Source organism: Allobosea sp. 05T422_2, assembly GCF_056396265.1.
In genome coordinates, this window is sequence record NZ_JBFTLD010000238.1 from 1 (window position 1) to 10,823 (window position 10,823).

Sequence of the window (10,823 nt, forward strand, 5' to 3'; positions counted from 1 at the left end):
GTCGACGTCCTCGCCATCGGCGGCGGCATGGCCAATACCTTTCTGGCCGCGCGCGGCGTCGATGTCGGCAAGTCGCTCTGCGAGCATGATCTCCTCGCTACCGCCCGCGAGATCGAGGAGAAGGCCAGGATTGCGGGCTGCGAGATCATGCTGCCGGTCGATGCGCTGGTCGCCCGTKAGTTCAAGGCCAATCCMGGACACCGCGTCGTGCCGATCACCGAGGTCGCTGCCGACGAGATGATTCTCGATGCTGGCCCGCTCAGCGTCGCCGAGGTCGTGCTCAAGCTCGACACCGTCAGGACGCTGGTGTGGAACGGCCCCTTCGGCGCCTTCGAGCTGCATCCTTTCGACACGGCGACGGTCACAGTCGCCAAGGCTGCGGCCGAGCGCGTCAAGGCCGGCCGGCTCGTGGCCGTCGCCGGCGGCGGCGACACCGTCGCAGCAATGAACCATGCTGGCGTCGCCGACGACCTGTCCTATGTCTCGACGGCGGGCGGTGCCTTCCTCGAGTGGATGGAAGGCAAGGCCCTGCCGGGCGTCGAGGCGCTGCGGACGCGGTAAGCCGCAACGCCTTCATCTTCCTGTTCCACGTCCGCACAGCAGGTCTGGCAGGGCTCCAATCGAACAATCGACGTGCCTGCCGACTTCGTCGGCTGGCCGGGGCCGCGCTGGTTGCCGATCGGCATCACCGGCCTTCTGGCTGCGGGCCCGGTGACTGAACCTCAGTCATCCTTGGACATATGCTCGGCTAAGCGCTCCCCGGAAGAGCTCGTCCAAAAGCAGGGACATGACCCTGCAGGCCTGGTCACGATGGCCGAGACCATACCGGCGACTTTGCCGAGCAGGCGCGCCTCATTGGAGCGCGCGGCCACGAACTGCATTCACGCTGCGGCCGCTTTCGCTTTGCCATGACGGGTCATCCGCACTAAATCCTCCCCGAACGCTCTAAGCCCAAAGGGAGGACCATCGTGGCCCGCATCACGCTTCGCCAACTGCTCGACCATGCCGCCGAGAACGATTACGGCGTGCCCGCCTTCAACATCAACAACATGGAACAGGCACTGGCGATCATGGCCGCAGCGGACGCGACCGATGCGCCCGTCATCATCCAGGCCTCGCGCGGCGCCCGCTCCTACGCCAACGACATCATGCTCAAGCACATGATGGACGCCGTCACCGAGATCTACCCGCATATCCCAGTCTGCGTTCACCTCGACCACGGCAACGAGCCGGCGACCTGCATGACCGCGATCCAGGCCGGCTTCACCTCGGTGATGATGGACGGCTCGCTCAAGGCCGACGGCAAGACCCCGGGGGACTGGGACTACAATGTCGGTGTGACCAAGACGGTGACCGAGATGGCTCATCTCGGCGGCATCTCGGTCGAGGGCGAGCTCGGTGTGCTCGGCTCACTGGAAAGCGGCGAAGGCGAGAAGGAGGACGGCCATGGCTTCGAGGGCAAGCTCTCCCACGACCAGCTCCTGACCAATCCAGAGGAGGCCGTGAAATTCGTCGCCGAGACCAAGGTCGATGCGCTCGCCATCGCCATGGGCACCTCGCACGGCGCCTACAAGTTCACGCGCAAGCCCGACGGCGCGATCCTCGCCATGCATGTCATCGAGGAGATCCACAAGAAGCTGCCGAACATGCATCTCGTGATGCACGGCTCCTCCTCCGTGCCGCAGGACCTGCAGGACATCATCAACCAGTATGGCGGCAAGATGCCCCAGACCTGGGGCGTACCGGTCGAGGAGATCCAGCGCGGCATCAAGCACGGCGTGCGCAAGATCAACATCGACACCGACAATCGCATGGCCATGACTGGCCAGATCCGGAAGATCCTCTCCGAGCATCCCGGCGAATTCGACCCGCGCAAATATCTGAAGCCCGCCATGGAGGCAATGACCAAGCTCTGCACGCTGCGCCTGCAGGAGTTCAACACCGCCGGACAGGCCTCGAAGATCAAGCGCGTCGCCACCACCGCCGAGATGGCCAAGCGTTACGCCAAGGGCGAGCTCGACCCGACCTTTGCGGGCAGGGCCGCGTAAGTCACACCGCTCGGACGGACGGACGGACGGATCGGCGCGGCGCGGCGCAGAGTCGCGACCCAGGCCTGAACCCACCGAACAGAAACGCCCGGCCTTTCGCCGGGCGTTTCACTTTGAAAAGGGAGCCGTGGCAGCTCCGCGACAGGCGCCGCGGACATGAGCCGGTTTCGTCCCTGCCCTTCCGGGCGCCGTGCTTTTCTGGTTCAAGGAAAGGCCCGTCTGGCCGCGCACTCCCTGCGCGGCTTACCTTACTGCCGCGGTAGTGCCCGATGTCGATCGTCTTTTCCGCGCTGGTCGCGGTCTTTGTCGGCTTTGCCGCCTCCGTCGCGGTCGTGCTTGCCGCGGCGCAAGCCATTGGGGCGACACAGGCACAGACGGTGTCCTGGATCGTCGGGCTCGCCATCGCCAAGGGGCTCGCCAGCATCTGGCTGTCCTGGCGCCATCGGATGCCGATCATTTGCGCCTGGTCGACACCCGGCGCCGCTCTGATCGCGGCCGCAAGCGGCTTTGATCTCGCAGCCGCGATCGGCGGTTTCCTCGCCGCTGCGGCGCTGATGATGCTGACCGCCACTTTCCGGCCGCTCGGCGCGCTGATCGAGCGGATTCCGATGACCATCGCCTCGGCCATGCTCGCCGGCGTCATCTTCCGCTTTGTCGTCGCCGTCTTCGACGAGATGAAGCTGCAACCCGCCCTTGTCCTGACGCTGCTCGCCGTCTTCCTGGTCGCGCGCCTGATCAACCCGTTTCTTGGCGTCATCGCCGCGCTCGCTGCCGGCCTGGCGCTGAGCTTTGGAACCGGCCTCGCAACCCTGCCCGGCGGCGACATGGCGCTGACCGAACTCGTCCTGACCTGGCCGCGCTTTGACCTGACCGCGATCATCGGCATCGGCATCCCGCTCTATCTCGTCACCATGGCSKCGCAGAACCTKYCSGGCYTCGCSGTGCTGCGCGCCGCCGGCTATCATCCGCCGACTTCGCCCAGTCTGTTCGTCACCGGGCTGATGTCCTTCATCACGGCGCCGACCGGCGCGCATATGGTCAATCTCGCAGCGATCAGCGCCTCGATCTGCACGGGCGCCGACACTCATCCCGACCCCAAGCAACGCTGGAAGGCCGGCATCGCCTACGGCCTGTTCTGGCTATGCATCGCCGCGACAGCCGGTCTGCTGCTCGCGCTCATCATCGCCATGCCCAAGGCACTGATCGTCGCGGTCGCGGGACTCGGCCTCATCGGCTCGCTGACAGGCGCGCTCGGCCAGTCCATGGCCAAGGATTCCGAGCGCTTCGCCGCCGTCATCACCTTCGCCGTTGCGGCGTCCAGCCTCTCGCTTTTCGGCGTCGGTTCCGCCTTCTGGAGTCTGGTCGCCGGGCTTGCGGTCTTGACATTGGACGCTCTCGCAGGCCGTTTGCGCGCAAGATCATGACCATGACAACCTCACAGACCCGCCTCATGCTCGTCACTCCGCCCGTCGCGGATGCCGAGGCCATGTCATTCCGCCTGATGCAGGCCTTCGCCGGCGGCGACGTCGCCGCCGTGCTGCTCCGCCTCACCGAGGGCGACGACCGCAGCCGGATCGAGCGCGTCAAGCGCATCGCCGGGCCCGTTCAGTCGAACAGCGTTGCGCTTGTCGTCGAAGGTTCCGCGCTGATTGCGACACGCGGTGGCGCCGATGGCGTGCACCTGGTCGACGGCCCGGAGGCGATCCGCGAGGCGCGCTCCAGCCTGCGCGATGAGCGCATCATCGGCGCCGGCGGCCTGCGCGCCCGGCACGACGCCATGGATGTCGGCGAGGCAGGCGTCGACTACGTGATGTTCGGCGAACCGCGGCCTGACGGCTCGATGCCGCCTTTGCCGGCCGTCGTCGAGCGCGCCACCTGGTGGGCGGAGATCTTCGAGACGCCATGCGTCGCCTATGCGCCCGACGCGGCATCCGTGCCGGCACTTGTCGAAACCGGCGCCGAATTCATCGCGCTCGGCGAATGGGCCTTTGGCGAAGATCAGGACATCCGCGCCCTTGTCGAGGCCGCCAATGMGGCGATTGCCGCCTGCGCAACCCGGAAGGCCGGCCGGTGAGACGCCTTCGGCGCAACCTGCTGCTCGTCGGGCTGGCGCTCGCGCCGGCCGGGCTTGCGTCGGCCGCCGATATCGACCTCGCCTATGGCGCCCTTCAGGCTGGCCATTATCGCAGGGCTCAGGAAGAGGCGCTAAAGCGCGTCGAGGCTGATAACACTGACGCTGCTGCCATGACACTGCTCGGCGAAATCTATCGCCAGGGTCTCGGCGTCCCGGAAAACACCACGGCCGCCACCGAATGGTATGAGCGCGCAGCCGACCGTGGCGACATCAACGCCGTCTATGCGCTCGCCATCGCATTGCTCGACCAGCGCAGCAGCAAGCGCGACCCCGCCAAGGCCGGCCAGCTGCTGGAACGTGCCGCCGCAGCCGGGCATCCGGCCGCCAACTACAACCTGGCCCTGGCGCTGCTCGCGACAGGCAAGGAGGCCGACGACAAGCGGGCTATTGCCTCTCTCGAAATCGCCGCGAAAGCCGATATCGGCGATGCCGAACACGCGCTGGGCACGCTTTACAATCAGGGCCGCGGCGTGCCGCAGGACAATGCGAAGGCCGCCGAATGGATGGCGAAGGCGGCACAGAGCGGCAATGTCGCGGGCGAGATCGAATATGCGATCATGCTGTTCAATGGCGAGGGCGTCGCCACCGACGAAACAGCTGCCGCCAGGCTCTTCCTGCGCGCCGCCTACAAGGGCAATGCGATAGCGCAGAACCGCATCGCCCGTCTCTATCTGGCTGGCCGCGGCATCGCTCCCGACAGTGCCGAGGCCGCTGCCTGGCATCTCGCCGCCAGGGCCCAGGGCCTCGACGATCCCATGCTCGACCAGTTGCTTGATCGCATGACACCTGAGCAGATGAACCGGATCGCACGCGTCGCCGCCGACCGGATCGAGGGCACGGCCTTGACTACGCCGAGCCAGCCGAGCAAGTGACGGCAGAATTTCCAGKCCGGAGCGATGGCGCTGCCGGCCTTCTCGCGTTCAAGGCGCGCATGAGGTTTTAGATGATCCGCTCTCCCCTGATGACCGTGATGACCGACGCCGTGATGAAGGCGTCCCGTTCGCTGAAGCGCGACTTCGGAGAAATCGAGAACCTGCAGGTGCTCGCCAAGGGCCCGGGTGATTTCGTCTCGAAGGCCGACCACAAGGCCGAGAGCATCCTGCGCGARTCGCTGGAGAAGGCCAGGCCAGGCTACGGCTTCGTCATGGAGGAGAGCGGCGTCGTCCACGGCACCGACGAGAGCAACCGCTGGCATATCGACCCGCTCGACGGCACCCATAACTTCCTGCGCGGCATTCCGCATTGGAACATCTCGGTGGCGCTGGAGCGCGACAACCAGTTCGTCGCGGGCATCGTCTATGATGCAGCCAAGGACGAGCTCTTCATCGCCGAGAAGGGCAAGGGCGCCTATGTCAACAACCGCCGGATGCGCGTTTCCGGCCGCCGTGAGCCGACCGACATGCTGATCGGCATGGGCGTGCCGCATATCGGCAAGGGCGGCCACCCGCTCTTTCTGCGCGAGCTCGGCGCCGTCATGACGCGCTTTGCCAATGTCCGCCGCCTGGGCTCCGCTGCGCTCGACATCGCCTATGTCGCGGCCGGCCGGATGGACGCTTACTGGGAACGCGGCCTCAACACCTGGGATTTCGCGGCGGGCGCCGTGATGATCCGCGAGGCTGGCGGTACCTTCGGCACCCTCGATGGCAAGCAGCCGACCAGCGCCAAGGATATCATCTGCGGCAACGAAGTCGGTGAACAAGCGCTTMGCGCCGCGCTCAAGACGGCTGGCTGACATACAGCTTTGATCTTTCACGCTTGATCATGGCGCAGCGGGAGGCGACAGTCTGCCTCCAGCGTTGCGGCCGTGGACAGGGGTGACCGGATTCGGGTCCACCCCGCTGACGGCCGGATGGTTGATGAGAGACGCCGGCTCGGGATCACCCGGGAGTGGCAGGCTCCAGGCGAACGGAAGACGAGGCATGGACAGAGAGGTCCCAGCGGCCGAGATGGGCACGGTCGCGACGACACGGGAAACCACCCGCTTTTCGCGGCCGCTGCGCTACGCGATCCGCGCAATCCTGTTCCTTGCCCTGATCGGATTCCTGGGCTTCATCCTCCAGGGCGGCCTCGTCACGGCCTTCATGACCAATCCCGGTCTCAACGGGCTCATCCTCGGCGCGCTCCTGGTCGGAGCGCTGATCGCACTGCGTGAGCTCTGGCGCGTCAACAGCGAAGCGGCCGCTGCGACCCGCCTCGCCGCAGCGCCCGGGCTCGCCGATGTCGAGCGCGGCCAGGTCATTGCCCCGCTCGGTCCCGTGCTGCCGGCCCTCGACGCCGGGACCCTCGCCCCCACTCAAGCGGCCTCCGTACTCGAATCGATTGCGGTCAGGCTCGACGACGGTCGTGAGGTCCTGCGCTATCTCGCAGGCCTGCTTGTCTTCCTCGGCCTGCTCGGCACCTTCTGGGGCCTCCTCGAAACCGTGAGCTCGGTCGGAAACGTCATCAAGAGCCTGCGCACCGGCGCTGAAGCCGGCGTGCTCTTCGACGAACTCAAGGCCGGCCTCGCCGCACCGCTTGCCGGCATGGGCCTCTCCTTTTCGTCTTCGCTCTTCGGCATCGCGGGCTCGCTGATCCTCGGCTTCCTGGAACTGCAGGTCGGCCAGGCACAGCGCCGCTTCCGCAACGAACTCGAGAGCTGGCTCGGCTCGCGCAGCCGGGAGGCGGCCTCGGCCGTCGCGGCCCCCGGCTTCGCCCCCGAGATCGGCCGCAATCTCGGCGACAAGCTCGACCGGCTCAGTGCAGCGCTGGCCGACGGCCCCAATAACCGCGCCGCCACTCAGGCCATCTCGAACCTTGCCGAAGGCGTGCAGGGGCTGGTCCAGCATATGCGCGCCGAACAGCAGCTGATCCGCGATTGGGTCGAGGCGCAGGCTGCGCGCGAGAAGGATCTGAAGCGCCTGATCGAGCGGCTGACCGCAAACGGCGTCTCCGAGCCATGATCCGCTCGTCGGGCTCATTGACGAAGGCGTACGCGAAGCCGAAGGAGGCCTGAAGCCATGGCTTTGTCTCGCACCTACCGCCGTGAGCAGCTGAATTTCTGGCCCGGCTTCGTCGATGCCCTCTCGACGATGCTGATCGGCATTGTCTTCCTGCTCTCGGTCTTCGTGCTCGGTCAGTTCTTCCTGTCGCAGGAATTGACCGGCAAGGACACCGCGCTGGAACGGCTGAATCGCCAGATATCAGAGCTGTCCGACCTGCTTGCGCTGGAGCGCGTCTCCAACCGGCAGGCCCAGGAGAACCTGCTCCTGATGCAATCGACCCTGACGCGCGAACAGAGCGAGCGCGGCCGCTTGCAGGGTGCGCTCGAAGCGCAGGCGACGAACGGACCAGCCCAGCTTGCCGACACCCAGAAAGCGCTCGACGCGGAGAAGCAGCTCTCGGCGAKAGCCCAGGCGACGGTCGAGCAGGTCAACATGCAGATCCAGGCCATGCGCCGGCAACTCGCTGCGCTCGAGCAGGCCATCGAGGCTTCCGAAGCCAAGGACAAGGAATCGCAGGCCCGTATTGCCGATCTCGGCTCGCGCCTGAATGTCGCCCTCGCCCAGCGCGTGCAGGAACTGGCGCGCTATCGTTCCGACTTCTTCGGCCGTCTCAGGCAGGTGCTCGGTGCACGTCCCGACATCCGCGTCGTCGGGGACCGTTTCGTCTTCCAGTCAGAGGTGTTCTTCGATGCCGGCCAAGCCGTGCTGAAGCCTGAAGGAAAGGCCGAACTCGACAAGCTCGCAACCATCCTGACCGATCTCGGCCATGAGATGCCACCCGATATCCCGTGGATCCTGCGCGTCGACGGCCACACCGACGCACGCCCGATCCGCTCCGCACAGTTCCCGTCCAACTGGAGCCTGTCGACGGCGCGTGCGGTCGCGGTTGTCGAGTATCTGATCACACGCGGCCTCCCCGCCGATCGCATCGCTGCAACCGGGTTCGGCGAGTTCCAACCCCTCGATCTCGCCAGCAACGACGAAGCCTATCGCCGCAATCGCAGGATCGAGTTCAAGATCACGGAGCGGTAGGGGAAAGCCGCTCCTGCGGCCTCCCCACCCCGTATCGCGCCCATCCAGCCAAACGCCTTGACCGGAAGGGCATGCGAGACGCTGGCGCCAATCCTAAAATGCCAGCTTCGAACGCTGCTGGCCGGTCTCGTCGAAATTATCCGGGCTGAGCCAGGCCTCGTAGCCGGCCTTCAGGCGCGGCCAGTCGCCATCGACCATCGCGAACCAGGCCGTATCGCGGTTTCGCCCCTTGGTGACCATGTGCTGGCGGAACACGCCCTCCGGCGTGAAGCCGAAGCGCTGCGCGGCGCGCTTCGAGGGCTCGTTGAGGTTATTGCACTTCCACTCGAAACGGCGATAGCCGAGCGTGTCGAAGGCATGGCTGGCAAAGAGATAGAGCGCCTCGGTCGCGACGCGACCGCGAGCGATCGCGGGTCCCCACAGAATGTTGCCGATCTCAATCACACCATGTGCAGGCTCGATCCGCATCAGCGCCTGGCGTCCCTCGGCCCGACCGGTCCTCTTGTCGATCACGGCAAAGAACAGCGGATCGGGCGAGGCTGACGCCTTCTCGAGCCAGGGATCGAAGGCTGCCAGATCGGCCGGCGCCTCCTCGAACAGATAGCGGAAGCGGTCCTCCGCGCCTGGTTGCTGGGCTGAGGCGAAGAGATCCTTACCGTGCCGCGCAGCCTCCAGCGGCTCGAGCCGAGTGTATCGCCCATCCAGCGCTACGCGTTCCGGACGCGGCACGCCCTTCCAATGTGAGAGATCCATGATGCGTTCCTGATGTCGAACCGGGCTGAAGACCGGAACCGGCGACAGTTGTCGGGATTGCCGGTAGGACATAAACTGCCAGTTCATGGATTTTCATCAGACCACTTTGGACGTCGCGACAACACCTCCGCATCCGGTGTGGTCTMCGCTCGATCGGGCCGCGGGCGATCTAGAAGGACAGGTCTACCGCGCGGTACGGGACCGCATCCTGCAGGGCCAATTGCTTGCAGGTCAGCGCCTGCCGTCGACGCGCGTTTTGGCCAACGCTCTTGGTGTCGCCCGCTCGACGGTCGTCCTGGCCTATGACCGGCTCAAAGCGGAAGGATATCTTGAGGCCGCGTCCGGATCGGCCAGTCGCGTTGCCCCCGTTGCGAAGCTGCCCTCCCCGGGACCGGATCGCGCCGAGCCGACCACTCCATGGCCGAGCGCCGAACCGCCCGCCCAGAAACTCTTCGAGCCCGGCATCCCGGACCTGGCCGGTTTTCCGCACGCAACCTGGGCGCGATGCCTGGGCGCCCGAGCCCGCTCGCTGCGGATTCACGATCTCGGCTACGGCGACGCCGGTGGCATCCGCGAGTTGCAGGAAGCGATCATCGCTCATGTCGCCGACCGGCGCGGGGTTGTCGCGCGGCCTGAGCAGGTCCTCGTCCTTCCCTCGACCAGGGCGGCGATCGGCCTGCTCGCGTCCATCCGGCTCCAACCCGCCGCAAGCGATGCCAGCATCGCCTGGATGGAAGAGCCAGGATACCCGGCGGCACGGGCCTTGCTGCAGGCGGCCGGAGCACGCATCGTCCCGGTCCCCTGCGACAGTGCAGGGATCGATGTCAGCAAGGCCTCCGGCCCGCCGGCGCGGCTGATCTATGTCACGCCCTCGCATCAATACCCCACTGGCGCAACGATGAGCCTGCAACGCCGACTGGCCTTGCTGGAGGTCGCGCAAGCCAGCGGAGCTCTGATCATCGAGGACGATTACGACAGCGAATTCCAGTACGCATCCCGCTCGATCGCGGCGCTGCAGGGCATCGATCGGAACAATGTCGTCGCCTATCTCGGCACGTTCTCGAAGGTTCTGGCACCGGGGGTAAGGGTCGCCTATGCGATCGTTCCACCCTGGCTGCTGGAAGACGCCCATGTCGGCCTGCAACTCCGAGGCGCGGTTGTACCGATCCATGTTCAGGCGGCGCTTGCCGATTTCATCCGAGAGGGGCGGCTGCGCGCCTATATTCGCAAGATGAACGCTGCCTATGCCGCGCGCATGGCCATGAGTATGGCGGCCCTGAGCCATCATTGCGGTCAGGTTCTGCACCTCGGCGGCGGTACAGGTGGCCTCCAGCTGGCCGCATGGTTCAAGGATCAGCGTGCCGATGATCGCGCCACGGCTCACCATCTCAGCCAGCACGGCTATGCGATGCAGCCCATGTCGCGCTTCCATCTTGGTCCGCCCCGGACCGGGCTCGTCTTCGGCATCTCGCGCGTGACCGCCGACACGGTCGAGGAGGTTGTGGCGAAACTCGGTCGGTTGCTCCCGGCGTAACCGCGAGACCGTTCAGGCGGCGGCGCGCCGGATGACATCGGGCCCCGAACCGTGGCTCGCCTGCCTGTCGTGATAGAAGGCGATGAACTCCTTGGCGGGGAGCGGTTTTGCAAAGAACCAGCCTTGGGCAAAATGCACGCCGTGATCGAGCAGGTAATCGAACTGCTCCCGGGTTTCGACGCCTTCTGCGACGATGAACAGGTTCAGCGTCTTGGCCATGTCGATGATGTGAGAGGTCACCGAACTGGTCGCCGTGTTCCGGCCGATCGTGTCGATGAAGGATTTGTCGATCTTGAGGGCGTCCAGCGGCAGGCCCTGCAGATATTGCAGGCTCGAATAAC

The 10,823-nt window shown here is 65.9% G+C and carries 11 protein-coding genes; 9 read left to right on the forward strand and 2 right to left on the reverse strand.

What is annotated here, in order from left to right; all coding sequences use genetic code 11:
- From pgk to AC1DJT_RS28640, 8 genes are all read left to right on the forward strand, one after another.
- On the forward strand, nucleotides 1–561 hold a 561-nt coding region (pgk, locus tag AC1DJT_RS28605), incomplete at its 5' end, for a phosphoglycerate kinase (RefSeq protein ID WP_476835360.1).
- Nucleotides 562–968: 407 nt separating this feature from the next.
- On the forward strand, nucleotides 969–2,048 hold the full coding sequence (fba, locus tag AC1DJT_RS28610) for a class II fructose-bisphosphate aldolase (protein ID WP_441488201.1): 1,080 nt from the start codon (nucleotides 969–971) through the stop codon (nucleotides 2,046–2,048).
- 269 nt (nucleotides 2,049–2,317) lie between these two features.
- Entirely contained in the window at nucleotides 2,318–3,472 is a 1,155-nt protein-coding gene (locus AC1DJT_RS28615; protein WP_476835361.1) for a benzoate/H(+) symporter BenE family transporter, read from the forward strand.
- 2 nt (nucleotides 3,473–3,474) lie between these two features.
- Complete coding sequence (locus AC1DJT_RS28620; protein WP_476835362.1) at nucleotides 3,475–4,122, forward strand: thiamine phosphate synthase; 648 nt, start codon at nucleotides 3,475–3,477, stop codon at nucleotides 4,120–4,122.
- Nucleotides 4,119–5,054: a tetratricopeptide repeat protein gene (locus AC1DJT_RS28625; RefSeq protein ID WP_476770457.1), complete on the forward strand. Its 936-nt coding sequence runs from the start codon at nucleotides 4,119–4,121 to the stop codon at nucleotides 5,052–5,054. The genes AC1DJT_RS28620 and AC1DJT_RS28625 overlap by 4 nt, the downstream gene beginning before the upstream one ends.
- Nucleotides 5,055–5,125: 71 nt before the next feature.
- The gene (locus AC1DJT_RS28630; RefSeq protein WP_476835363.1) at nucleotides 5,126–5,914 is read left to right on the forward strand and encodes an inositol monophosphatase family protein; all 789 of its coding nucleotides are present in this window, start codon (nucleotides 5,126–5,128) and stop codon (nucleotides 5,912–5,914) included.
- Between the two features lie 214 nt (nucleotides 5,915–6,128).
- On the forward strand, nucleotides 6,129–7,121 hold the full coding sequence (locus tag AC1DJT_RS28635) for a flagellar motor protein MotA (RefSeq protein WP_441488349.1): 993 nt from the start codon (nucleotides 6,129–6,131) through the stop codon (nucleotides 7,119–7,121).
- A gap of 57 nt (nucleotides 7,122–7,178) precedes the next feature.
- Entirely contained in the window at nucleotides 7,179–8,195 is a 1,017-nt protein-coding gene (locus AC1DJT_RS28640) for a peptidoglycan -binding protein (RefSeq protein ID WP_476835364.1), read from the forward strand.
- Nucleotides 8,196–8,288: 93 nt separating this feature from the next.
- Here AC1DJT_RS28640 and AC1DJT_RS28645 read toward each other — a convergent pair whose 3' ends face one another.
- Nucleotides 8,289–8,951: a GNAT family N-acetyltransferase gene (locus AC1DJT_RS28645; protein ID WP_476770460.1), complete on the reverse strand. Its 663-nt coding sequence runs from the start codon at nucleotides 8,949–8,951 to the stop codon at nucleotides 8,289–8,291.
- An 82-nt stretch (nucleotides 8,952–9,033) separates the two neighbouring features.
- Here AC1DJT_RS28645 and pdxR point away from each other — a divergent pair, with 82 nt between their 5' ends.
- Nucleotides 9,034–10,482: a MocR-like pyridoxine biosynthesis transcription factor PdxR gene (pdxR, locus tag AC1DJT_RS28650; RefSeq protein ID WP_476835365.1), complete on the forward strand. Its 1,449-nt coding sequence runs from the start codon at nucleotides 9,034–9,036 to the stop codon at nucleotides 10,480–10,482.
- A 12-nt stretch (nucleotides 10,483–10,494) separates the two neighbouring features.
- On the opposite strand, the gene AC1DJT_RS28655 is transcribed toward pdxR, so the two are convergent.
- The coding region (locus AC1DJT_RS28655) for an EAL domain-containing protein (protein WP_476835366.1) at nucleotides 10,495–10,823 on the reverse strand (329 nt) is incomplete at its 5' end.

Excerpts from the sequence above, each read along its gene's own strand:
- AC1DJT_RS28635 (WP_441488349.1), top strand. The coding sequence starts at position 6,129 with ATGGGCACGGTCGCGACGACACGGGAAACCACCCGCTTTTCGCGGCCG.